The 23,820-nt window shown below is 26.3% G+C and carries 21 protein-coding genes, 1 tRNA gene and 1 other RNA gene; 18 read left to right on the top strand and 5 right to left on the bottom strand.

Going from position 1 to position 23,820, the window contains the following annotated elements; genetic code table 11:
- The first annotated feature begins 86 nt into the window (after positions 1–86).
- Together ACTT9D_RS02080 and ACTT9D_RS02075 are read left to right on the top strand one after the other, a co-directional pair.
- On the top strand, positions 87–830 hold the full coding sequence (locus tag ACTT9D_RS02080; RefSeq protein WP_440930222.1) for a DNA-methyltransferase: 744 nt from the start codon (positions 87–89) through the stop codon (positions 828–830).
- Positions 827–1,873 (top strand): DNA cytosine methyltransferase, encoded by a 1,047-nt coding sequence (locus ACTT9D_RS02075; RefSeq protein WP_440930221.1) that lies wholly within the window; start codon positions 827–829, stop codon positions 1,871–1,873. Before ACTT9D_RS02080 ends, ACTT9D_RS02075 begins: the two co-directional genes overlap by 4 nt.
- A 7-nt stretch (positions 1,874–1,880) precedes the next feature.
- Here the strand turns inward: ACTT9D_RS02075 and ACTT9D_RS02070 are convergent, their stop codons facing one another.
- Both ACTT9D_RS02070 and ACTT9D_RS02065 read right to left on the bottom strand, forming a co-directional pair.
- Positions 1,881–4,421: a DEAD/DEAH box helicase family protein gene (locus ACTT9D_RS02070; RefSeq protein WP_440930220.1), complete on the bottom strand. Its 2,541-nt coding sequence runs from the start codon at positions 4,419–4,421 to the stop codon at positions 1,881–1,883.
- A gap of 15 nt (positions 4,422–4,436) precedes the next feature.
- The gene (locus ACTT9D_RS02065; RefSeq protein ID WP_440930219.1) at positions 4,437–4,739 is read right to left on the bottom strand and encodes a hypothetical protein; all 303 of its coding nucleotides are present in this window, start codon (positions 4,737–4,739) and stop codon (positions 4,437–4,439) included.
- A 64-nt stretch (positions 4,740–4,803) separates the two neighbouring features.
- Here ACTT9D_RS02065 and ACTT9D_RS02060 point away from each other — a divergent pair.
- Positions 4,804–4,880 (top strand) — tRNA-Ile (locus ACTT9D_RS02060).
- Positions 4,881–4,888: 8 nt separating this feature from the next.
- On the opposite strand, the gene ACTT9D_RS02055 is transcribed toward ACTT9D_RS02060, so the two are convergent.
- The 3 genes from ACTT9D_RS02055 to ACTT9D_RS02045 are packed head-to-tail and all read right to left on the bottom strand — an operon-like array spanning position 4,889 to position 6,787.
- Positions 4,889–5,362 (bottom strand): hypothetical protein, encoded by a 474-nt coding sequence (locus tag ACTT9D_RS02055; RefSeq protein ID WP_440930218.1) that lies wholly within the window; start codon positions 5,360–5,362, stop codon positions 4,889–4,891.
- Positions 5,363–5,378: 16 nt separating this feature from the next.
- Entirely contained in the window at positions 5,379–5,975 is a 597-nt protein-coding gene (locus tag ACTT9D_RS02050; protein ID WP_440930217.1) for an MlaC/ttg2D family ABC transporter substrate-binding protein, read from the bottom strand.
- Between the two features lie 29 nt (positions 5,976–6,004).
- Entirely contained in the window at positions 6,005–6,787 is a 783-nt protein-coding gene (locus ACTT9D_RS02045) for an MlaA family lipoprotein (RefSeq protein WP_440930216.1), read from the bottom strand.
- A gap of 66 nt (positions 6,788–6,853) precedes the next feature.
- Here ACTT9D_RS02045 and ACTT9D_RS02040 point away from each other — a divergent pair, with 66 nt between their 5' ends.
- The 15 genes from ACTT9D_RS02040 (at position 6,854) to ACTT9D_RS01970 (ending at position 23,698) form a co-directional block, all read left to right on the top strand.
- Entirely contained in the window at positions 6,854–7,588 is a 735-nt protein-coding gene (locus ACTT9D_RS02040; protein ID WP_440930215.1) for an N-acetylmuramoyl-L-alanine amidase, read from the top strand.
- A 43-nt stretch (positions 7,589–7,631) separates the two neighbouring features.
- Positions 7,632–7,989, top strand: an RNA gene (gene rnpB / locus ACTT9D_RS02035) — RNase P RNA component class A.
- A gap of 161 nt (positions 7,990–8,150) precedes the next feature.
- The gene (gene mraZ / locus ACTT9D_RS02030; RefSeq protein WP_440930214.1) at positions 8,151–8,606 is read left to right on the top strand and encodes a division/cell wall cluster transcriptional repressor MraZ; all 456 of its coding nucleotides are present in this window, start codon (positions 8,151–8,153) and stop codon (positions 8,604–8,606) included.
- 14 nt (positions 8,607–8,620) lie between these two features.
- Positions 8,621–10,087 (top strand): cell division protein FtsZ, encoded by a 1,467-nt coding sequence (ftsZ, locus tag ACTT9D_RS02025; RefSeq protein WP_440930213.1) that lies wholly within the window; start codon positions 8,621–8,623, stop codon positions 10,085–10,087.
- A gap of 18 nt (positions 10,088–10,105) precedes the next feature.
- Entirely contained in the window at positions 10,106–11,116 is a 1,011-nt protein-coding gene (gene rsmH, locus ACTT9D_RS02020; protein ID WP_440930212.1) for a 16S rRNA (cytosine(1402)-N(4))-methyltransferase RsmH, read from the top strand.
- Positions 11,113–11,427: a cell division protein FtsL gene (locus tag ACTT9D_RS02015; protein ID WP_440930211.1), complete on the top strand. Its 315-nt coding sequence runs from the start codon at positions 11,113–11,115 to the stop codon at positions 11,425–11,427. The genes rsmH and ACTT9D_RS02015 overlap by 4 nt, the downstream gene beginning before the upstream one ends.
- Positions 11,414–13,096 carry a peptidoglycan D,D-transpeptidase FtsI family protein gene (locus ACTT9D_RS02010; protein ID WP_440930210.1) on the top strand — a complete coding sequence of 561 codons (1,683 nt, stop codon included), beginning with the start codon at positions 11,414–11,416 and terminating at the stop codon, positions 13,094–13,096. The genes ACTT9D_RS02015 and ACTT9D_RS02010 overlap by 14 nt, the downstream gene beginning before the upstream one ends.
- Before the next feature lie 2 nt (positions 13,097–13,098).
- Positions 13,099–15,960 carry a UDP-N-acetylmuramoyl-L-alanyl-D-glutamate--2,6-diaminopimelate ligase gene (locus ACTT9D_RS02005; RefSeq protein ID WP_440930209.1) on the top strand — a complete coding sequence of 954 codons (2,862 nt, stop codon included), beginning with the start codon at positions 13,099–13,101 and terminating at the stop codon, positions 15,958–15,960.
- The gene (mraY, locus tag ACTT9D_RS02000; RefSeq protein WP_440930208.1) at positions 15,950–17,035 is read left to right on the top strand and encodes a phospho-N-acetylmuramoyl-pentapeptide-transferase; all 1,086 of its coding nucleotides are present in this window, start codon (positions 15,950–15,952) and stop codon (positions 17,033–17,035) included. Before ACTT9D_RS02005 ends, mraY begins: the two co-directional genes overlap by 11 nt.
- Complete coding sequence (gene murD / locus ACTT9D_RS01995; RefSeq protein ID WP_440930207.1) at positions 17,032–18,330, top strand: UDP-N-acetylmuramoyl-L-alanine--D-glutamate ligase; 1,299 nt, start codon at positions 17,032–17,034, stop codon at positions 18,328–18,330. Before mraY ends, murD begins: the two co-directional genes overlap by 4 nt.
- Positions 18,308–19,435, top strand: coding sequence for an FtsW/RodA/SpoVE family cell cycle protein (locus ACTT9D_RS01990; protein ID WP_440930206.1), 1,128 nt, complete (start codon positions 18,308–18,310; stop codon positions 19,433–19,435). The genes murD and ACTT9D_RS01990 overlap by 23 nt, the downstream gene beginning before the upstream one ends.
- A complete protein-coding gene (locus ACTT9D_RS01985) occupies positions 19,432–20,493 on the top strand; it encodes a UDP-N-acetylglucosamine--N-acetylmuramyl-(pentapeptide) pyrophosphoryl-undecaprenol N-acetylglucosamine transferase (RefSeq protein ID WP_440930205.1) in 1,062 nt (353 codons plus the stop codon). The genes ACTT9D_RS01990 and ACTT9D_RS01985 overlap by 4 nt, the downstream gene beginning before the upstream one ends.
- Positions 20,483–21,877, top strand: coding sequence for a UDP-N-acetylmuramate--L-alanine ligase (murC, locus tag ACTT9D_RS01980; RefSeq protein WP_440930204.1), 1,395 nt, complete (start codon positions 20,483–20,485; stop codon positions 21,875–21,877). Before ACTT9D_RS01985 ends, murC begins: the two co-directional genes overlap by 11 nt.
- A complete protein-coding gene (murB, locus tag ACTT9D_RS01975) occupies positions 21,877–22,785 on the top strand; it encodes a UDP-N-acetylmuramate dehydrogenase (protein WP_440930203.1) in 909 nt (302 codons plus the stop codon). Before murC ends, murB begins: the two co-directional genes overlap by 1 nt.
- Position 22,786: 1 nt before the next feature.
- Positions 22,787–23,698, top strand: coding sequence for a D-alanine--D-alanine ligase (locus ACTT9D_RS01970; RefSeq protein WP_440930202.1), 912 nt, complete (start codon positions 22,787–22,789; stop codon positions 23,696–23,698).
- Positions 23,699–23,820: the final 122 nt, after the last annotated feature.

The raw sequence follows: 23,820 nt of genomic DNA, 5'->3' as shown, positions 1-23,820 counted from the left end.
ATCTTATGAATTAAGTATTTTAATAATTTCGTAAATTTTAAACATAGTTAGTAGCTAATTTAATTTTTAATTGTTATCAGTATCTTGTGAAAGAATCAAAAGTATATAATCAAGATTGTTTGAAAACTATGTCAGCAATAGGAAAAGAAAAAGCTGATTTAATTCTTACCGACCCACCATATAATCTTGGGTTATTCATGAAAAATAGAGATACTAATATTAATGCTATGCGTTCTAATCATTTTGCTGGATCAGGTTGGGATGACTTAGATTTTTTTGAGTGGAAAGATTATATGCTTAAATTTTTTTTATCAGCAAATAAAGTTTTAAAAAAAAAAGGAAATCTGATAATTTTTATGTCTTTAATCAAAGTTGAAACAGTCATAGAATTGGCTAACAAAGCTAACCTATATTATAAAACAACTGGAATATGGCATAAGACAAATCCAATGCCAAGAAATATGAATTTACATTTTGTTAATTCGACTGAAGCTTGGTTACATTTTACTTCAAAATCTAAAACTGGAATTTTTAATAATAATAATAAAATTTTACACGATTTTTTGGAGACTTCAAATATCAAAAAATCTGAAAAAAAAGAAGGCACTCATCCCACACAAAAACCTTTAGAAATTTTATCTTTTTTTATCAAAACTTTATCTAACAAAAATGGATTAGTTATTGATCCTTTTATGGGAAGTGGCTCTACGGGTGTAGCTGCATTAAGCAATAATAGAAAATTTATTGGTGGAGAAATAAAAAAAAAATATTTTAATATTTCAAAAAAAAGATTAAAAAAAATAAGTGCACAATTAAATTTATTTGAATGAATGTAATTGATCTTTTTTCTGGAGTAGGTGGCCTATCACTTGGCTTTGAGCAAAATGGATTTAATGTAATATTTGCTAACGAAATAGATGAAAATATAGCATTTTCATATAAAAAAAATTTTCCAAATACTGAATGTTTAACTCAAGATATTGAAAAATTAGATTTAAAAAAAGAGTTTTCGAGATTCTACAATAAAGTTTCTGTAGTTTGTGGAGGACCGCCATGTCAAGGTCTTTCACAAAAAGGAAAAAGACACTGGTTTCAAGACAAGAGAAATTTTCTTTTTAAAAATTTTTTAGAAGTTGTTAAGATTGTCAATCCTAGTTACGTTTTAATTGAAAATGTACCTAACTTGATTACAGCTTACGAAGGTTACTTTTTAAAAGAGATAGAAAAAATATTTGAAGATTTAAATTACAAAATAAATGCGAAAATTTTGCATGCAAATAAATTTGGAGTTCCACAAATCAGAAAGAGAGCATTTATATTGGCTAGAAAAAAAAATATAAATTTTGAAATGGATGAAAGCAATAATACCAAAACTAGTTTTCAAGACTCTGTTAGTGATTTGCCTGAACTAAAATCAGGTGAGGGTAAAGAATTTTTAAATTATATAAAAAAACCTCTCAATTCCTATCAGCAGAAAATAAGAAAAAATTCTAAAGGTATATGGAACCACATCTCAACAAATCATACCGCATTAGCTTTAAAGAGAATGAAATTTATGAAAATTGGTGGTGTGAGAACTGATTTACCAAAAGAACATCTTACAGGTTCAATATACAGTGGTACGTGGAGTAGAATTATTCCGAACACATTTGCTAGAACTATAACTACAAGATTTGATACACCATCTTCAGGCCAATTTACATTACCCTATCAAGATAGATGTCTTACTGTTAGAGAAGCTGCAAGAGTTCAATCATTCCCAGATAATTTTATTTTTTATGGAAAAAAAAATAGCCAAATGATCCAGGTTGGAAATGCAGTTCCACCTCTTGTCTCGTATAGCATTGCGAATTTAATTAAGAAAAATCTTTGAAGTTTATTCAATTTGTGAGATCAATATCCTCTCCTAAAAATTTTTTATACTTTTTTGGGTTTGTTTTATCAAAAAAAATTACTTTATTATTTGCATATCTTTGATTAAATTTTTTAATTTTATTTGAAATCTCATCAATATAATTTTCCGAAATTGCTATTTTTTTTTTATTAAAATTAAAATATTTAATATTTTTTAATATTGAGAAGAAACGAGAGTCCATCCTGTTGTTTGCTTTTAAAAATTTCTCTAGTTCATAAATTTCACCATAAGATCTGTACTTTATTATATTTCCTACTACTTGATCTAAATCAGAATGATTTTGACAAAAAATCAGAAAGTTATCTATTTCAAACTTAGTTAACTCATTTTTTTTGTAACCAAATTCTCTTAATTTTAAAATTACCTGATAAATAAAAAAAATAGGAAAAATCTTAAATAATTCATCAACATTCCTTTTCCCACTATGTCTATCAGTTAAACTAAATAAATCATTCCAAAAAAAAAACTTTTCATGCTGTTGAGATAATATATTTTTAATTTTTTCTTTATTTCTATTTTTGTAATTAAGAATTAGCTTTTTCCCCTGATTTGTGAATTTATTTTCTTCATTAATAAAGCCTAGTAATTTACTTAAAAATAAAGCTCTATTTCCTTCCATGGTTTTTGAGGGATAATTTTTTTTGGTTATTTTTTTAATATATTCATCCATTTCAGATTTAGTTTTAAAATTAGAGTATTTTGAATATATTTTTTCAAGAATAAATAAATGAACTTCTAAATGATTATTTTTTTTGCCAACACTCCAATATAAATTTTTTCCTTTTGCAGATGAGTCTTTAATAAAAGTTCCATAATTTCTCCAATCATTGGAAATAAGATTCTCGTTAATAGTTCTTGTAGAAGTACTTTTAAAATATTTAAATATGTCAACAACTTCTTCATCAAATATTACAATACGCCCATCGTTATCATAATAATAAATATCCTTTTCTTTATCATAAATTAAATCTCCAGTGTTTATTCCGAGAGAGTCTAATATTTGAGGGGAAGATTTATAATTACCTATAAAATCTAAAACTAATAAATCTTTTTTTTCAGTACTTGGAGATAACCTCAGGCCTCTTCCCATCTGTTGTTTTAGAATTGTTTGCGACTCAGTTGGTCTAAGCATTAATATGCATTCAATATCTGGAATATCTATACCCTCATTCAACATATCAACCACAAATGCAATTTGATAATTTCCTTTATCAAATTTTTCTATCAAAGTTTGATTATCAGTATTTTTTTTTGATGCTTCTGAGTGAATTGAAAGTGTTTTATAGCCTTTTTTTCTAAAAATCTTTTCGCAGTGATTAGCATGTTCAATAGATGCACAAAATGCAATAGATCGTCTATTGTTTGCTAATTCTTCATATTTATTAATTATTGCTTTATCTCTTTTCTCAATAATTAAGTTTTTATTTAGATCATTAACATCATATTTAAATCCGTTATAAGTAATGTTTGTATAATCAACATTGTCGATCATACCTTTATAAATTAATTTAGATAAATAACCTTGTTTAATTGCCTCTTCTTGATCCATCTGAAAAACAAGATTATTTTCGTAAAATTCTAATATATCTTTTTTATCCATTCGATCAGGTGTTGCAGTTAAACCTAAAAAAAATTTTGGAGTAAAATAACTCATTATTTTAACGTAGCTTGGAGCTGCTGTATGATGAGATTCGTCAACAATTATGTAGTCAAACTCATCTTTCTTAAATATTTTTAAATTTTTGTCTTTTGTTAAAGTTTGAATAGTTGAGAAAATAATATTTATTTGATTAGAATTTTTTTTTGAATTAAATTTTTCTTTTCCGGTATAAAAACCCATTTCTTTTATTCTTTCTGGAATCATTTTTTCAAATGAATTTTTTGCCTGTTTAAGAATATGATCTTGATGTACGATAAAAAGAATCTTTTTTGCTTTAAATTTAAGAGTATCAAAAATAGCTAGATAAGTTTTACCAAGTCCCGTAGCTAAAGCCACAAGTCCTCTCTTATGTTTTTTTCTTGTCTCCTTAAGTGCTTCTAGTACTTTTATTTGTACTTCGTGAGGTTGGGGTTTTTTATCTTTGCTCCATTTTAAAAATAATGAAGCTAATTCATTATCAAAATTTATTGCTCTTCTTAGTTGAAATATGGCTTCATTAGGTTCAATTTCAATTTGGTCTCTAGTGAGATTGATTCTGACATATCCTTGTCTAGTTAATTCATTACCTTTTTCAGTTAATTCGTTAAATCTCGTTTTAGAAACTTTACCTGGTGCGTGATAATTAAATCCATCAGTTTCAATGGCAAATTTATTTTTTTTTGTTTGTATCACAAAATCAATTCGCCATTTTCTGTCGGACCCATCATTTCTTGGAATATTTACTTCTGGATTTATAAGGTCTAAACCTCTTTCACCATAATCTTTATAAAAAATATTTATTAAGAATGATTTTTCGAGAAAACCCATTTTAGTTCCATGTAGAGTCAAAAATGATTCTAATTTCATATGTTATAATTATTATTATAAATCGTTATTATGCCAGGTAAAAAGATCAGCTTCAAAAGGAATATTTCTAAATTTTAAAAAAGTTTTATATTTTTTAAGCCTGTCCTTTTTTTTAGCACTTTTTAAATATGTGAGGATTTGATCATAAGTCAGTCCTTTCAACCTATCTTTTTTCACATCCACATATTCCTCATATTCCATACCTGCTATTGCATAGCCTTTATTAGGATCTATGTGCTCTGCATAACTAATGGTGTCTTCAGTTTCTTTAAAGATATCGTACCAGTGAGCAACCTGATTTTTATTATCAAAATGCAATCTATCGCTTGTAAAGTTAACTTGTATGAATATTAAAATTGTTGTAATACCTAATTAATTTCAAGGGCCTGTAGCTCAGTTGGTTAGAGCAGTACACTCATAATGTATTGGTCCCAGGTTCGAGTCCTGGCGGGCCCACCAAAAAGCATTTATTTCTTTTTAATTCCTGCAAGTAATTGAAGTAAATGTATTTCCTTTTTAGTCAAGCCTTTATCATTTAATTGTTTGATTATTTCAATTTTAAGATTTTTGATTGATAAATAATTTATAATTATTGGAATAAGTGTGAAAATTGCATAATAGAAATAGTCTTTAAATAAAAATAATTGAATAATACTTATTAACAGCCATGAAATTGATATTCCAGTTAATATAATCTTTTGACTTTTTAAATCATTAACTTTTAAAAAATAAAAAAACATAAAAGATGAAAAACTCATTACACTACCTATTAAGAACCAAAGAGTTATAGAAATATCTGACGTGTCACCACCTACAAAAGTATCTTCCATTGCAGACTGAACTAAGATTAAAAGAACACCTTTATATATAGAAAAAAAAACATAAATAAGTGAATATATGCCTGATGCTATAAATGCGTGTCGTGAATTAATTCTAATCACTTTAAATTAAAAAAATTTACTTATTTGAAAAATTTTTTAAATTATTCAAAAGAGCCTCAATATCCCCATCAGCACCTTGTATGATGGAATTGAATTCTTCTTTTTGTGTTCTTGCAAGGCTTAGGCCTTCAATTATCAGATCTCTAATAAGAGGTGTTTCTGGATTTTTTGTATATATTCTCCACTCAATTTTAATTTCAGGTCTTTTTGCAGTTGCAACTAAAGTACTTGATACAATTGTATAGTTCTCATTAATTTTTTCTTTAGAGTTAACCTCAATTATAGGATTTGAATATTCAGCTAATCTACTTGAAAAGCTTGTCATGAAATATTCTTTAAATACTTCAGAATATTCATTTAATTTTTCTTTAGATAAACCTTTTCTATGCTTACCTAAAGAGTAAAAACCAATACCTTTAATGTCCACTGTGTCTGCAGCAATTTTTTTAAGTTCTTCTATCCTCTCTTCTTTAGATAGATTTCCACCCAATGTTTCTGCAGCTCTATTAACTGTTGATTGAACAAATACGTCTGGCTCAATTGCAGATGTATTAAAAGTAAATGATACTAAAAAAATTGTAAAGAGAAGTTTAAAAATTTTATTTTTTTTCATTAAGTTGATATAACTTTTTGAAGTTAAAATTAATTTTCAATTTCATCCCAATCAGAATCATCCATAGTTTCAATGATTCCATTAGAATTTAAAATTTTCTGTTGCCTATCTTGTAAGTAAAGGCTTTTAACAGATGCATAAAAATCTACAGCATTTTTTTCAAGATTATCAAATGACTCTATATTTTTCGCTCTGAAATCAATTCCAGCAGTTAATCTTGACACAATATAATCACTGTCTTCAAAGTGCTGAGTATTGTTTCTTACAGTAACGTTATACCAAGCATCACCACCTAAAATATTTACAAAAGAACCTGCAGTATCCCTAACAGTTGAAGGACCAAGCACTGGCAGAACTAAATAACATCCTGGACCAATTCCTTGAACAGCCATTGATTGACCGTAATCTTCCTTTTCATATTCTTCAAAGCCTATTTTTTCTGCAACATCTATAAAACCTAAAATTCCTAGTGTTGTATTAATTATAAATCTTCCTGTATTAGATCCAGCTTTCCTAAACTCACCTTGTAAAACATTATTTGGTATGGTTACTAAGTTGGAGAGATTATCTAGTGAATTGCTCACACCAGATCTTACGGGGCTAGGTAATACTCTATAAACTCTTGCTACAGGTTCAAAGATAACGTTATCTAGACCCTTATTTACAGCAAAAATTGCTCTATTAAATCCTTCATGACAATCTTTTATTTTCGCAGGGTCATTTTTTTTAAGAATTTTTTCATTTGCACCAGCAACGACACTTAAAGTAATACTTACAGCTACAACTGAAGAATAAATAATTTTTTTAATCATTTTCGATCTGTATAATATATTAATTATATATGTAAATTAACAAAATTAGAAAAAAAAGCCAAAAATATGGCATTATTCATAGAAAATAACTATTCACCAAATTTTGACTTTAAAAAAAGGACCAAAAGTTCAATAAAATTTATAATTATTCATTACACAGGAATGAAAAAGGAATCAGATGCAATTTCAAGACTGTTGGATGTCAAATCTAAAGTTAGTTGCCACTATTTTATAAAAAATAATGGAAATCTAATAAGAATGGTACCAGAAAGTTATATCGCATGGCATGCTGGAAAATCTAAATGGAAGAAATTTATATCTCTTAATAAACATTCAATTGGAATTGAAATAAGCAATCCAGGTCATGATCATGGTTATAAATCTTTCAATCAAAAACAAATTAAATCTCTATTATCTTTAATCAAAGATTTAAAAAAAAAATTTAATATTAATAAAAAAAATATTTTAGGTCATTCAGATATAGCGCCTGATAGAAAAAAAGATCCAGGAGAAAAGTTTTCTTGGCCCTTTTTTGCAAAAAACAATATTATCAACTGGCATAATCTAGACTTAAGTAAATTAAAAAGACTAAGAAAAAATAGAGTTAATAAAAAATTAGAGCAAATATTTATTAAAAACTTATATAAAATCGGATATTGTAAAATATCTAATCTTAGTGAAAAGAAATCTAACGAAATTCTAACTATTGCTTTTCAAAGGAGATATAGAAGTCAGCTTATTAATGGTAAAATTGACCAAGAGTGTTATTTGATATCTGAAAATGTCTTAAAAACAAAATAATCTTAAGTTGAAAATATTTCAAAAAGTACTATCTTAATCTACGCCAGATAAATGATTTATCGCTTTAACTTTTTGTTGGAGAGGAAAGTCCGGGCTCCGAAAGGATACAGTGCCAGGTAATGCCTGGCGGGGGTAACCCCAGGGATAGTGCCACAGAAAATAAACCGCCATATCATGGCAAGGGTGAAAAGGTGCGGTAAGAGCGCACCGGTTCTCTTGGTAACAAGGAACGCTGGAAAACCCCACTGGGAGCAAGACTAAGTAGAGATGACATTGTTTAAAAACTAAAAGCTGTCCTTAGCTAGTCATCAGGGTTAGTTGCTTGAGCTTTAAAGTGATTTAAAGCCTAGACAAATGATAAATTTAAACGACAGAACCCGGCTTATAGTTTATCTGGCAAATTTCTTTAAAATTTCTTCATTTAAAATGTTCACGTTTTGATTCACTTTTTCTTTATTAAAGAATCAAATATTAAGAGATTTGTAAGGTATTGACTCTATATATTATATCCCATAATATCCCATAAATTCCCAAAAACGGGAATTTTAAAAATTTATGCATTATGTTTTTATCGAGTTACGAAAACAATATAGACAAAAAAGGAAGGGTATCAGTGCCAGCAAGTTTTAGAGCATATATATCTAATCTTGGTTATAATAGTGTAATTTGTTTTCCATCATTTAATAATCAATCTATAGAAGCATGGCCTCAAGATAGAATTGAAAAAATTTCAAATAGTATAGATAATTTGAATCCATTCGATGAAAAAAGAGATTATTTTGCAACTTCTGTTTTAGCTGAAAGTATTAACTTACAATTTGATAGCGAAGGAAGAATATCGTTAACAGAAAAATTATTAAAACATGCAAAAATAAAAAAAAGCATGGTGTTTGTTGGTCAAGGAAAAACATTTCAAATTTGGGAACCAACAACTTTTGAAAAATTTAAGACTAATGCTAGGAAAAAATCAAATCTAAATCGTGCAAGTCTTAAATGGGAGCAGCAATTAAATAAATAATAGGGGAAATAACGATGACTATAAACTTTAAAACACCAGAAATAAAAGAGCTTCAGCCTAGACTACTTGTATTAGGAGTTGGAGGTGCTGGAGGTAATGCAATAAATGAAATGATTGATAACAATCTTCAAGGAGTTGAATTTATTGCTGTTAATACAGATGCTCAAGATCTAAAGATGAGTAAAGCTAAGACTAAAATACAATTAGGTCTTAATCTTACAAAAGGTTTGGGAGCTGGTGCAAAATTAGATATTGGTCAAGCTGCTGCTGACGAGTCATTAAATGAAATTGTAAATACTCTCCAAGGTGCAAACATGGTTTTTATTGCTGCCGGTATGGGTGGTGGAACAGGAACTGGTGCTGCACACGTTATTGCTAGAGCTGCAAAAGAATTAAATATTCTTACTGTGGGTGTTGTTACTCTTCCTTTCCTTTATGAAGGCCCCTCAAGAATGAGAAGAGCTCAACAAGGTTTAGAGGAACTTAGAAAACATGTCGATACAATTATAGTTATTCCAAATCAAAATTTATTTAAAATTGCCAATGAACAAACTACGTTTGAAGAATCTTTTAATCTTTCAAATAATGTTTTAATGCATGGTGTTCAAAGTATAACAGATCTTATGGTAAGACCTGGTTTAATCAATCTTGATTTTGCTGATGTTGAAACTGTGATGGCATCTATGGGTAAAGCAATGATGGGAACTGGTGAAGCTGAAGGCGAAGGTAGAGCCTTAAAAGCTGCAGAGATGGCAATCAGCAATCCTTTAATTGATGACTATACATTAAAAGGTGCCAAAGGATTATTAGTAAATATTACTGGTGGCAAAGATTTAAAACTTTTTGAAGTAGATGAAGCGGTAAATAAAGTAAGAGCTGAAGTTGATCCAGAAGCAGAATTAATTATTGGAGCAATTACAGATTCTGATTTAGATGGGAAAATGAGAGTTTCAATTGTTGCAACATCTTTAGATGGCCAACAGCCTGAAGCAAAATCAGTAATTAATATGGTGCATAGAATACAAAATAGAAACCCCGGCTATTCAGATTTTTCTAATTTGGGGACAGCATCATTCACTTTTTCAAATCAATCTTCAAATCCTGTTACGCATGGCGCCAATGCACTTAAGATTGATAACGAGGTAATAGAAGAGCAAAAAAATATGATGGAGGGAGCAGCCTCACAAGAAATGAACACCTCTTCTAATACTGAAGTAGAGCAAATTATTGATGAAAGTTCTTCATTAAATGAACAAGAAACATCATTTGCTCATGAGGCATTAAATAATGACCAACATTTGGAAGGAACTCAGACTGAGAATTCATCAAATGGATTAGAGGAATTTGGTGTAGATATGGATGAACCAGATTTATTTAATACTCCAAGTGGAAGCGAACAATCTGAACCTTTATTGTTGGAAGATGAACAAGAAGAGGATGATTTAGAGATACCTGCATTTTTAAGAAGACAAAAAAATTAATGGTCTTCAAAAAAATAAATGGAAGCCACCATAGTAAAGGATGAAGTAAAACATTATCCTGTACTGCTTAATGAAATAATTAGCGTTATTACCCCTCAACATGGTGGCACATTTATTGATTGCACTTTTGGTCAAGGTGGTTACTCAAAAAAGATATTAGATTTTCCTGATACAAGAGTAATTGCTTTAGATAGAGACGGAGATACCAAAAAAAATGCTGATATAATTTTGGAAAATTTTGAGGATCGATTTTTTTATAAAAATCTTAAATTTAGTCAGATATCAAACTTAAAACTTAAAAATGAAAATATTCAGGGAATAGTATTTGATCTAGGCTATTCCTATTTACAAATAAAAGATAAATCTAAAGGGCTTTCATTTTCATCTACAGGTGATCTAAATATGAAAATGGGATTAAATAGTTTTTCAGCTAAAGATGTAATTAATAAACTTGGTGAAGAAGAATTAACAAAAATCTTTAAATTATTTGGTGAAGAAATTGAAGGTAAATTTATTGCAAGAAACATTATAAAGGAAAGAAAGAAAGAAATTATAGACACTCCTAAACTTGTTAAAATAATTGAAAAAACAAAAAGAAAAAAAAATTTTAAAATTAATAACTCAACAAAAGTTTTTCAGGCGTTAAGAATTTTTGTAAATAAAGAAATTAGCGAGTTAATTTATGGATTAATTAATGCAACTAAAGTTTTAAAAAAAGATGGAGTTCTAGCTGTGGTTACATTTCATTCTTTAGAAGATAAAATCGTTAAATATTTTTTTAAAAGTCTTTCTGAAAATAAAAGAGTATCAAGATATTTACCTGAAAATGAAGATCAAAATATAATTTTTGAATTAAAAGAAAAAAAACCAATTTTGCCATCTGAAAAAGAAATAAATGAAAATCCACCATCTAGATCAGCAAAACTTAGATATGTAAAAAAGTCAGTTGAAATTTATGATATCAAAACAGATATTTTAGATAAATTTCAAAATCTTTTAGATGTTGAAAAAATTGGTGAAAGTCTATGAATAAAACTTTGTTAGTTTTTTTAATATTATGCTTAGTTGTTTTTACTACTTTAATAAAAAATTCCTCAAAAAATTTAGAAGATAAAATATTTACAAAACAAGAAAATATTAGAATTTTAAAAAAAGAAGTTAGTGATTTATTATTAGAATATAATTACCTTAGTTCTGCAGAACAATTATTAAAGCATCAATCAAGATATTTTGAGGAAGAACTTGTTCAAAAAAATCTTAATGAATTTGAGATTATTAAAAACATTAAAAGAGAAATTGAAATAAAAAAAATTTTAAAAAATCAAGATGAACAAAAATAGAATTAGATTTGAAATTGAAGATACAGAATATAATTTTTCTTATAAAAAATCTGATCTTAAAATCGATTTTAATCGAATTGCTTTCATTTTTTTTATTTTAGTTTTAATTTCAACAGTTTTTTCAATACATTTAATTCATCTAGGATCAAGAGAGTCAAAAATAAAAAAAGAAGACGATTTAAAAATAAATAGCAACTCACCTTATAGAGCTGACATAGTTGATACAGAAAATAACTATCTAGTCAAAACTGTTAAATCAATTGATATTGGTATTAATCCTGTTGAGATAATTGATAAAAAAAAATTACTACTTAATTTAAGGTATATATTTCCGGAGAAAAATTTTCAAGAAATTGAGACTAAAATTAAAAAAAATAAATTTTTTTGGTTTGAAAAAAAAATTTCAGAGGAAAATTATGAAAAAATAATGAAACTTGGGGATAAATCAATTAAGCCACATGAAAGTTTAACAAGACTTTATCCCCACAAAAATCTTTTCAGTCATATAATTGGACAAATTGATGATGATAATTATGGAATATCAGGATTAGAAAAATCATTTGATGAGATTTTAAAGCAAAGATCTGAACCTTTAGAGTTAACGGTAGACTCGGATATTCAATTTTTAATTAGAAAAGAACTCATTAAATACAATGAAATTTTCAATACTAAAGGTAGTGCTGCAGTTTTGATGAACATTCATTCTGGTGAAATAATAGCTTTTACGTCCCTTCCAGATTTTGACTTAAATAAGAGAGATAAGATTACAGATAAGAATTACATAAATAGAGTCAGTAAAGGCGTGTATGAATTTGGTTCAGTATTTAAGACATTTACACTAGCTGCAGCTTTTGATGAAGGTTTAATAGAGCCAGAGACGGAATATTCAGATTTACCTAAATCTTTAACTTGTTATGGCTTTGCTATAAGGGAGTATGACAATAAAATTCCAAAAGATCTAAGTGCTGAGGAGATATTGATAAGATCTGGAAATGTTGGTTCTGTTAGAATTGGTCAGGAAGTAGGTCAGGAAAAATTCAAATCTTTTTTATATAAAATTGGAGTTTTAGAAGAAATAAATTTTGATATTGAAGAAACTGGAAAACCAATAAAGTTCAATTGGGGAAAGTGTCCACTTGCAACAGCATCTTATGGTCATGGAATAACTACCACATTACTTCAATTAGCAAAGGCTTATTCAATAATTACTAATGGTGGGTTTGAAATTGTTCCAACACTAGTAAAGAAGGAAAAAAAAATAAAAAGAAGAAAAATTTTAGATAAAAAGGTCTCAGAAAAAATTTTACCTATTTTAAGAAAAATAGTTACTACAAAAGAAGGCACAGCTTCTCTAGCTAATGTAGAAGGTTATGAAATTGGTGGAAAAACCGGGACTGCTAACAAAAGTATAGATGGTGTTTATTCTAACAAAAAGGTTAATACATTTGTTTCAGTTTTTCCTACATCAAAACCAAAATTTGTAATGGCAGTTATGCTGGATGAAAGTTCTCGAAGTGATAGTTATATTTATCATTATAGAGATGGATCAAATTTCAAATTATTAGGTAGTCCAAGAAATACTGCTGGCTGGACAACTGTAGAAGTAACTGGTCAAATTATGGATAAGATTGGGCCGATTTTAGCCACAAAGTATTTAGAAATTAATTGAACATGCTTCTTAAAAATCATTTCCAAAATTTAAAAAAGGAGTATTCGCACTATACTTTTTCAAATATTGCATTTGATAGTTCTAAAGTAAGAAAAAATTATATTTTTTTTGCTATTAAAGGAAATATTCATGATGGTCATTCGTATATTAGTGATGCAATAAAAAAAGGTGCAAAAATTATTATTCATGAAAAAAAGTTCAATGGCATTAAAAATGGTATTTTATTTTTATATTCAAAAAATGTAAGAAAAAAGTTAGCTGAATTTTCTTTTACAATAAATAAATTAATACCAAAAAATTTAATTGCAGTGACGGGTACAAATGGCAAATCTTCTGTTGCAGATTTTTATTTTCAAATACTTAAATTAAATAATATAAATGTAGCTTCTATAGGAACGTTAGGAGTAAAAACAAATAATTCCTTACTTAAGCTTCCTAACACTACAATTGATCCTTTAAGTCTCAGTCAAATCTTAAAAAACTTAAAAAAACAAAAAATCGATAATGTAATATTGGAAGCCTCTAGCCACGGTTTGTTTCAAAATAGATTAGATGGATTAAAATTTGAATCTGGTATCTTTACTAATTTATCTCACGATCATTTAGATTATCACAAAACAATGAAGAACTACTTAAAAGCAAAATTATACTTATTTCAAAATTTATTAAATAAGAATAGTAAAGTTGTAATAGATCAATCTATACCTCAAAACAAAATAATAAAAAAAATTTGTAAAAAAAATTTACTAAGTTTAAACACAATTTCTGATAATGATAAAAAAGCTAAAATAAAGATAGATAACTCTTACTATGATGGAGATCATCAAATTGTTGAATTAAAAATTAAAAATAAAAAATATAAATTAAAAATAAATTTGATAGGAAAAATTCAAATTAAGAACTTATTAATGGCTATTATTGTTGCAGAAAATAGCAAATTGCCATTGGATAAAATAATTAGATGTATACCAAAAATAAAATCAATTAATGGACGACTAGAAAATATTGGGAAAATTCATAATAAATCCAAAGTGATATTAGATTATGCACACACACCTGATGCCCTAAAAACAGTTCTAGTTAACATAAAAGATCAATTTCCTAACAAAATGATTTCAATTGTATTTGGTTGTGGAGGGAACAGAGATAAGTTTAAAAGACCATTAATGGGAAGAATTGCAGATCAATATTGTGATAAGATTTATTTAACAGATGACAATCCTAGAAATGAAAATCCTAATTTAATAAGGAAAAATATCAAAAAAGGTATTAAGAAAAAAAATTTTTTTGAGATTAAAGAAAGGAAAAAAGCAATTGACCAAGCAATAAATGATTTAAAAACTGGCGAAATTTTATTGGTTGCAGGTAAAGGTCACGAAGAAACACAAACTTATAAAAATAATGAAAAATTTTTTTCTGATAGAAAAATAATTTTGAGTTCAATAAATAAAAAAAATAAAAATTTATCTCAAAATATAAAAATTAATATTATTTCAGAACAATCAAACACAAAACTAAAATTAAATAAATTAAAAATAAATAAAGCTGTAATTAATTCTAAAGAGGTAAAAAAAGATGATATTTTCTTTACTTTAAAAGGAAAAAAAAATGATGCACATAATTATCTTAATGAAGTTTTTAAAAGTAAAGCTTCAATGGCAATTGTTAATAAGATCCAAAAAAAACCAAAAAAAACAAAACAAATAAAAGTAAAAGAAACATTAAATTTTTTATCAAAAAGTGCTTCTATTTTTAGAGATAATATTGATACGAACATTGTAGCTATCACTGGTAGCAGTGGAAAAACTTCCCTGAAAGATTTGTTAGGTTTTACTTTGAGTAAAATTGATAAGACAAGTTTTTCAAGAAATTCATTCAATAATAAATTTGGAGTGCCCTTAAGTTTATTTAATATTGATCAGAATGATAAATATGGTGTTCTTGAAGTAGGTATGGATAAAAAGGGAGAGATTGATTTTTTATCTAAAATAATCAAACCAAATGTAGCTGTAATTACAAATATAAGCTATGCTCATATTAAAAATTTCAAAAACATTTTCGGTATTGCGGCAGCAAAAGGTGAAATAATTTCAAACGTAAAAAAAGATGGCTCAATAATACTTAATCATGACGATAAATTCTTTAAATATCATAATGACCTAGCCCAAAAAAATAATCTAAGAATTGTTACATTTTCAACAAATAAAAAATCTGCAAATATTTATCTAAAAAAATTAATAAAAAAGAATAATAAATATCAATTAGTTGTCAAAGTTAATGAAAAAGAAAATAAATTTTATGTTTCAAATAATTTTAAAAATCTAATTAGCAACATATTATGTGCTATAGCGGTTATGAGTGTATATTTTGATGTATCAAAATTAAATCAAAATATGTTCAAAAATATTAAAAATACTGAAGGAAGAGGGGATTATAAAAAAATCAAGATTAAAAACAAAATTATAAATTTAATTGATGAAAGTTATAATTCAAATCCTTTATCTCTAAATTCATCTTTAGCAAATTTTGATAAAATTAATATTAATAAAAAAAGAAAACATATAATTCTTGGCGATATGCTTGAATTAGGAAAATTTTCAAAAAAACTTCACAAAGAGGCTACAAAACAGATTAATAAAATTTCAATAAATAAAGTCAATGTTATCGGTAAACATATTTTAGAAACTTACAAAAAAATAAATAAAAGCAATAAAGGAAAAATCTTAAAAAATGATTCGGATCTCACAGATTTAATTTTAAATGATTTACAAAATGGAGACTATTTGATGGTAAAAGGTTCCAATTCAACGGGTTTATTTAATTATATAAGTAAATTAAAAAGAAAACACACACATGCTTTATAATTTTATTTTAAATTTTGTTGATATTTTTTCTTTCTTAAATGTATTTAAATATTTAACGTTTCGAACAGGATTATCTGTATTTACATCATTAGTTATAGTTTTATTTATTGGAAACCCCTTTATTAGATTTTTTTCTACAAGAAGATACACCGATCCTATAAGAGATGATGGCCCCTCAGATCATATAATTAAAAAAATTGGAACTCCAACAATGGGTGGATTGATAATTTTGACAGGTTTAATCTTGTCTGTTTTGATGTGGGCAGATTTGACTAATATTTATGTGTTGTTTGCTCTATACGTTGTAATTTCTTTTGGAGCACTTGGTGCTTATGATGATTATAAAAAAATAAAATTTGAAAATTCTTCAGGCATATCTTCAAAATTAAAAATATTGATTCAAATAATTTTAGCAATAATTGGCATTTTATTTTTATCAAAATTTTCAGATAATAATGATCTTACAAATCTATATTTTCCATTTTTTAAAAATTTAGTAATAAATTTAAGTTGGTTTTTTATTCCTTTTGCTATCTTCGTGATTGTAGGATCTTCTAATGCAGTAAATCTAACAGATGGTTTAGATGGCTTAGCCACAGTTCCAGTCATTTTAGTAGCAGCCTGTTTCGCATTTATAAGTTATATAACGGGAAATATTGTTTTCTCAGAATATTTACAATTAACTTATATTGAAGGTACAGGAGAGGTATCAATTTTTTGTGGAGCTATAATAGGATCTTGCTTAGGCTTTTTATGGTTTAATGCACCTCCAGCAAAAATTTTTATGGGTGATACTGGCTCATTATCTTTAGGTGGATCTTTAGGGGCAGTTGGAATAATAACAAAACATGAGATAGTTTTAGCGATTACTGGAGGTTTGTTTGTTCTTGAGGCTGTTTCAGTTATGGTTCAAGTAATATCTTATAAATTAACTGGAAAAAGAGTTTTCAAAATGGCTCCAATTCACCATCATTTTGAAAAAAAAGGATGGCATGAATCTACAGTTGTTATTAGGTTTTGGATTATTTCTATAATTCTTGCAATGATTGGTTTAGCAACATTGAAGTTAAGATGATCATTAATAAAAGTTTTTTTTTTAAAAAAAAAATTTTAATTTATGGCCTTGGAAAAAGTGGGATTTCAGCACTTAAATTCTTAAAGAGGAAAAAGAATAAATTATATATTTTTGATGATAAAAAAATTCCTAAAAAAAAATTCATTAAAATAAACGAGCTTAATAATCAAGAATTTGATTATATAGTTATAAGCCCCGGTATAGACATTAGAAAGTGTAAATTAAATTTTTTTATAAAAAAAAATATTTCAAAAGTAATAACTGATTTAGATATTTTTTATGCTTTTTATAAAAATCCAACAATCACAATAACCGGCACTAATGGGAAATCAACATCTGCAAAGGTATTATTTGAAATACTTAAAGATCAAAAAAAAGATGCACGATTAGTAGGAAATATAGGAAATCCGATACTTTCTGAAAAAAAAATAAAAAAATCCTCAATATTTGTAATTGAAGCGTCCTCATATCAATTGGAATACAGTAAATTTTTCAAAACAAAACATGGTGTGATTTTAAATATAACACCTGATCATATTGAGCGACACGGCACATTTAAAAATTATATCAAAGCAAAATTTAACCTGATTAAAAACCAATCAAAAGGAACTTTTTCTTTTTTGAATTTTGACGATAAAAACATAAGGCGTCAAATGATATCAAATAAATATAAATCAGAAATTATAAAAATTAAAACAAAAACAATAAATGATATCTCGCTAAAAATTAAAAATGAATATTTTAAATCAGATGGAAATTACGAAAATCTCTTAATGATTATTGAGATTATTAAAAAACTAAAGCTTAATTTAAAAAAATCAATTACTACTCTTAATGAGTTTAAAGGCTTAAAATATAGACAACAAATTATTTTTTCAAATAAAAATTTGAAGATAATTAACGACTCTAAATCAACGAGTTATGCATCATCCGAGTCATTACTAAAAAATTTTAAAAAAGTTTATTGGATTATCGGTGGAATACCTAAAAAGAATGATCGCTTTTCTTTGAGTAAAAAGTATATCAAAGAAACAAGGGCTTATATATATGGTAATTATTCAAAAGTTTTTCAAAAAGAATTAAATAAAAAATTAAAAACAAAAACATTTTTCAATTTAAAAGTTTTATTAAATACACTGTTTTCAGATTTAAAGAAATTTAAAGATGACAAACACATTATATTATTTAGCCCTGCAGCTGCTTCATTTGATGAATTTAAAAATTTTGAAGAAAGAGGGGAATATTTCAACAAATTAATAAAAAACAAAGTAAATGGAAAATTCAATTTTAAATAAAAAATATTATTATAGTTGGTGGAAAAATATTGATAAAACTATCTTTTCAATAATTATCTTGTTATTCATTGTAGGTCTCTTTTTTTCTTTAGTCTCAACATCTCTTGTTGCTTCTAATAAATTAAATACTAATGATTTTTCTTTCTTTTTTAAACACTCAATTTTTATTTTTTTAGGATTAACAATTATTTTTTTTATCTCTTCAATCGAAATTAAGAAATTATATAAATTTTCAATATTGATGTTTTTTTTATCTATATTTTTTTTGATTTTAGTTCCTTTGATTGGTGTTGAAGTGAAAGGTTCAAAAAGATGGTTAGACTTTATTTTAGTACCTAGATTTCAGCCAGTCGAGTTAATTAAACCATTTTATATTGTAATAATTTCAATGATTTTAAGTAATAATTTTAATTTAAATATAAATTACAAATATCTTGTATCATTATTTATTGCTATCTTTATTGCAGCTTTGTTAATGATCCAACCTGATATTGGACAAACTTTGTTAATATTATCTAGTTGGTCAATACTAATTTTTGCTTCAGGTGTTAATATTTACATTTTCTCTATTTTTATTTTATTGTCTTTTTCATCATTATTATATGTCGTAATGTTTGTTCCAAAATTTGCATATATTCAAAAAAGAATTTTTTCCTTTTTTAATTCTGAAACTGGAACACATAATTTTCAATCTGATAAAGCTATTGAGTCTATTAGTAGTGGTGGATTCTTCGGTAAAGGTTTAGGAGAAGGAACACTTAAAAATAGAGTACCTGAGGCTCATACAGATTATATTGTTTCAGTTATTTCAGAAGAGTATGGGGTAATGTCTATAATATTAATTATAATTTTATTTTTATTTTATATTTATTGTGTGATTAAGAAAATAAGTTTTGAAAAAGATGATAAAGTAAAATTAATTTTAACTGGATGTATATCTATAATTTTAATACAGGCTTTAATTCATATTGGAGTAAATATAAGATTGTTCCCAACCACTGGAATGACGTTACCATATTTAAGTTATGGGGGTTCATCAATAATTAGTATCTCATTTTTATCTGGAATTATTTTGAATCTTACAAAAAGAAGAGTTAATAGGTGAAAAAAAAAATATTGATATCTACAGGAGGTTCGGGTGGACATGTTTTACCTGCAATTAGTTTGAGTGAGCACTTAAAAGATAAATTTGAAGTAATAATTTCTACAGATAAAAGAGGTCTAAAATTTCTAAATGAAGAACAAAGCTATATCTTAATTGACACTCCTAGGCTTCATAAATTTTATTTATTACCTATTAATCTTATTTTAATTTTTATTTTAACAATAAAATCAATCTCAATTATAAAACAAAAAAAAATTGATAGAATTATTTCTATTGGTGGTTATATGTCATTACCGATTTGGTTAGCAGCTAAATTTTTGAGTAAAAGAATTGACCTTTGTGAACCAAATTTAGTGTTAGGAAAAGCTAATAAGTTTTATCTAAATTATGCAAAAAATATTCTTTGTTATCATAATAATATAATTAATTTCCCAGAAAGATCTGATTATAAAAAATTAATAATTAAACCTCTTATTAGAAAAAAATTTTATGATGCAAAAGTCTTGATTAACAAAAAATATTTTGAAATAACAATTTTTGGAGGTAGTCAAGGAGCAGCAATTTTTGATAATTTTATAAATGAGGGTTTGTTCAAAGTTAGTCAAAAAACAAAAATAAAAGTAAATCATCAAACAAATCAAAAAAATCTACAAAATTTAAAAAAATTTTATGAAAGAAATGATATAGAGAATGAGGTCTTTAGTTATAGACCTGATTTTTTTGATTTAGTTAAAAATTCTGATTTGTGTATTACTAGATCAGGCGCCTCTGCTCTTGCTGAGATAGCCCTTTTAAATATACCTTTTATTACAATTCCTCTTAAAAATTCAGCTGATGATCATCAAAAAGAAAATGCTAAATATTATGAAAAACTAGATTGTTGTTGGATACTTGATCAAGAAGAATTAGATCAAAATAAAATTGAAGAGTTGTGCTTAAAGATAATTGAGAATAAAGATGAATATAATAAAAAGATAGATAACTTAAAAAAACTTAATGAGCAAAATTCTTGGAAAAATCTTAATAATAATTTGATACAATTTTTTAATGACAATTAAACTCGCTAAAACAGAAAAAATTCATTTTATAGGCATTGGTGGAATTGGTATGAGTGGTTTAGCTTTGATTATGAAGCGAAAAGGGTTCAATGTTCAAGGTAGCGATATTTCAAATAACAAAAATATTGAAAGACTCAAAAAAAATAGAATAAAAGTTTTTATTGGACATAATGAAGAAAATATCAAAAATTCCTCAATAATAGTTATCTCTTCAGCAATTAAGGTTAATAACCCCGAACTAAAAGCAGCAAAAAGAAATAATTTACCTTTTTATAAAAGAGGAGAGATGTTGGCGCATATAGTATCTCTTAACAAAAATATAGTCGTCGTAGGTTCTCACGGCAAAACTACTACGACTTCTTTGATTACATCTATTTTTCAAAATTCAAAAATAGATCCTACAATAATTAATGGGGGAGTGATTAATTCTTTACAAAATTCAGCCAAGCTTGGAAAAAGCGATTGGTCTATATTAGAAGCAGATGAGTCGGATGGGAGTTTTGTAAGTATATCACCAACCTATTCAATAATTACCAATATTGATAGAGAGCATATGGATTATTATGAGTCATTAGAGGATTTAAAAAATCATTTTATAAATTTTGTGAATAAAGTTCCATCGATAGGAAAATCTTTCATTTGTCTAGATGATAAGATGAATAAACAATTGTTAAAAAAATTGAATAATAAAAACTATTTTACTTACGGATTTGATAAAAAATCAAATTTTAATGTATTTAATTTAAAAACGAATAAAAATTTTACCGAATTTAGCCTGAACATTAAATTACCAAATAAAAAAATTACTCAAATTAAAAAAATAAAAATCCCATTACTTGGAAGACATAATGTATTAAATTCTGTTGCAGCAGCAGCAGTGGCGCTAACAGTAGGGATTCCAGTTGAAAAAATTAAATCAGGTTTAAAGAATTTTGCAGGTGTTCAAAGAAGATTTAATAAAATTTTTACATACAATGGAATTGATTTTTTTGATGATTATGCTCATCATCCAACAGAGATTCAAGAAGTATTAAATGGAGTTAAGGAAGTATATGAAGATTATAAGAAAGTATGTATTTTCCAACCTCACAGAATTTCAAGACTTAAAGATTTGCGAAAAGAGTTTTCTTATGCATTTAAAGATGCAGATGAAGTTATTTTATGTCCAATATTTACGGCGGGTGAAAAAATAAATTTAGGATTTCAGTATTTAAATTTTGCAAAAGAAATTATTAAAAATTCTAAAGTTCAACTCTTTATGGTTGAGAATCAGTTTCAATTAGCAAAATTCATTAAACAGAATTTTTATGGTAAAAAAATTGTAATAGGCATGGGAGCTGGATCAATTTCAAGCTGGATGCGAGAGTTGCCAAAATTAATATAATGAAAGTTGACAATTACAAAAATCTTTTAGAAGAGCTAAATATAGATATTAAATTTGATCATGAATTGAAAAAAAAAACTTGGTTCAATATTGGAGGAAAGTCTAAAATTTTTTACAAAGCAAATAGTCTTAAAGATTTAGTAGAATTTTTAAAAATAATAGATAATAACGAAAAAATTTTTATTTTAGGAGCAGGTTCAAATACTTTAATCACAGATAATTTTTTTGATGGTATAGTAATTAAACTAGGAAAAAACTTTAATAATATTTCACTTCATTCAGAAAATATCATCATAGCAGGTGGAGCTGTACTTGATAAAACCTTGTCGGAATTTGCAATGGAAAACTCAATAGGCGGTTTAGAATTTTTATATTGTATACCTGGAAGTGTTGGTGGAGGAATTAGAATGAATGCCGGATGTTTTGAAAAAGAATTTAAAGATGTGTTATTATCAATACAAGTTATAACGAAATCAGGTGATGTAATGACAATACCTTCAGAAAAAATTAATTTTGAATACAGAGGAAATGATTTATCCGATGATCTCATATTTTTAAGCGCTACATTTAAAGGTTTTAAAGATGATAAAAAAATTATTAGGGCAAAAATGGAAGAAATGAAGAAAAAAAAGGAAAATGCCCAACCTTCAAGAATTAAAACGAGTGGCAGCACTTTTAAAAACCCTGTTGGAAAATCTAATAAGAAAGTATGGGAATTAATTAAGCAGTCCGTTTCACTAGATAAAAATTTTGGTGATGCTTATATCTCAGAAAAACACTGTAATTTTTTTGTAAATAAAGGGAATGCAACTTTTGAGGATATGAATAATTTAATTAATTATGTAACAAAAAAGGTTTTTGATAAAACAGGTATCAAGATAGAAAAAGAAATAAAAATTTTAAAGTAAATTGAAAAAAAGAATTTTAATACTTTCAGGGGGAATTTCAAAAGAGAGATCTATCAGTTTAGATACTGGTAGCCAGGTAGCAAAAGAATTAAAAAAAAAATATTCAGTTAAAATTTGTGAGCCTGATAATAATTTAGAAAAAAATATAAAGAAATTTAAACCACACAAAATTTTTAATGCCTTACACGGTCAATTTGGTGAGGATGGTTATATACAAACTATAATCGAGAACTATAAAATTCCATACACTCATTCTGGTGTCATAGCTTCAGCTATTGCTATGGATAAAGATATTTCAAAAAGAATTTTTTTAAAAAATAAAATCTTAACACCAAAATATATTAATTTTACATTTGATAAAAATCTAAAAGAATTAACTAAAAGTGTAGAGAAAATTCTTAAATTTCCGGTTGTGGTTAAACCTATAAATGAAGGTTCAAGTGTTAATGTATTTATTTGTACAAAAAAAAATTTCTTAAAAAAAGTTGAATTATTAAAGCCATATAAAAAAATAATTATAGAAGAATTTATTGGAGGAAGAGAAATTCAAGTTGCAATATTAGGTAAAAAAAAATTAGGTGCAATAGAATTAAAACCAAAAAGAAAGTTTTATGATTACACTGCGAAATATAAAAAAAGTGCAAAAACAAAACATATAATTCCAGTTCAACTACCCAAAAAAAAATTAGATATGGTTTTGAATATTTCTCTTAAAGCACATAACTTAATTGGTTGTAAGGGAGTAACAAGATCTGATTTTAAATTTTACAATAATAAATTTTATCTTCTAGAAATTAATACTCAACCTGGAATGACAAAATTGTCTTTAGTGCCTGAAATAGCAGCATATAGTGGTATAAGTTTTTTTGATTTACTTGAATGGATGTTAAATGATGCTTCAATCAACAGATAAAAAAATTTTCTTTTATATTTTTCTATTCTTTTTATTAGTTACAATAAACAACCAGAAAATTATTAAATCAAATATATTTGAAATTAAAAGTATTAACTTAATTGGTTATAAAATTTTAGATG

The sequence above is a fragment of the Candidatus Pelagibacter sp. genome (assembly GCF_052049815.1).
Lineage (GTDB): Bacteria > Pseudomonadota > Alphaproteobacteria > Pelagibacterales > Pelagibacteraceae > Pelagibacter.
The sequence above is the reverse complement of the archived record's forward strand: the minus strand, read 5'-3'. Positions and strand labels throughout refer to the sequence as shown.

Excerpts from the sequence above, each read along its gene's own strand:
- ACTT9D_RS02005 (WP_440930209.1), top strand. The coding sequence starts at position 13,099 with ATGCTTCTTAAAAATCATTTCCAAAATTTAAAAAAGGAGTATTCGCAC.
- ACTT9D_RS02040 (WP_440930215.1), top strand. The coding sequence starts at position 6,854 with ATGGCATTATTCATAGAAAATAACTATTCACCAAATTTTGACTTTAAA.
- ACTT9D_RS02070 (WP_440930220.1), bottom strand. The coding sequence starts at position 4,421 with ATGAAATTAGAATCATTTTTGACTCTACATGGAACTAAAATGGGTTTT.
- ACTT9D_RS02050 (WP_440930217.1), bottom strand. The coding sequence starts at position 5,975 with ATGAAAAAAAATAAAATTTTTAAACTTCTCTTTACAATTTTTTTAGTA.
- ftsZ (WP_440930213.1), top strand. The coding sequence starts at position 8,621 with ATGACTATAAACTTTAAAACACCAGAAATAAAAGAGCTTCAGCCTAGA.
- mraZ (WP_440930214.1), top strand. The coding sequence starts at position 8,151 with ATGTTTTTATCGAGTTACGAAAACAATATAGACAAAAAAGGAAGGGTA.
- ACTT9D_RS02015 (WP_440930211.1), top strand. The coding sequence starts at position 11,113 with ATGAATAAAACTTTGTTAGTTTTTTTAATATTATGCTTAGTTGTTTTT.
- ACTT9D_RS02045 (WP_440930216.1), bottom strand. The coding sequence starts at position 6,787 with ATGATTAAAAAAATTATTTATTCTTCAGTTGTAGCTGTAAGTATTACT.
- ACTT9D_RS01990 (WP_440930206.1), top strand. The coding sequence starts at position 18,308 with ATGGAAAATTCAATTTTAAATAAAAAATATTATTATAGTTGGTGGAAA.
- murB (WP_440930203.1), top strand. The coding sequence starts at position 21,877 with ATGAAAGTTGACAATTACAAAAATCTTTTAGAAGAGCTAAATATAGAT.
- murC (WP_440930204.1), top strand. The coding sequence starts at position 20,483 with ATGACAATTAAACTCGCTAAAACAGAAAAAATTCATTTTATAGGCATT.
- mraY (WP_440930208.1), top strand. The coding sequence starts at position 15,950 with ATGCTTTATAATTTTATTTTAAATTTTGTTGATATTTTTTCTTTCTTA.
- ACTT9D_RS02010 (WP_440930210.1), top strand. The coding sequence starts at position 11,414 with ATGAACAAAAATAGAATTAGATTTGAAATTGAAGATACAGAATATAAT.
- murD (WP_440930207.1), top strand. The coding sequence starts at position 17,032 with ATGATCATTAATAAAAGTTTTTTTTTTAAAAAAAAAATTTTAATTTAT.
- ACTT9D_RS02075 (WP_440930221.1), top strand. The coding sequence starts at position 827 with ATGAATGTAATTGATCTTTTTTCTGGAGTAGGTGGCCTATCACTTGGC.
- rsmH (WP_440930212.1), top strand. The coding sequence starts at position 10,106 with ATGGAAGCCACCATAGTAAAGGATGAAGTAAAACATTATCCTGTACTG.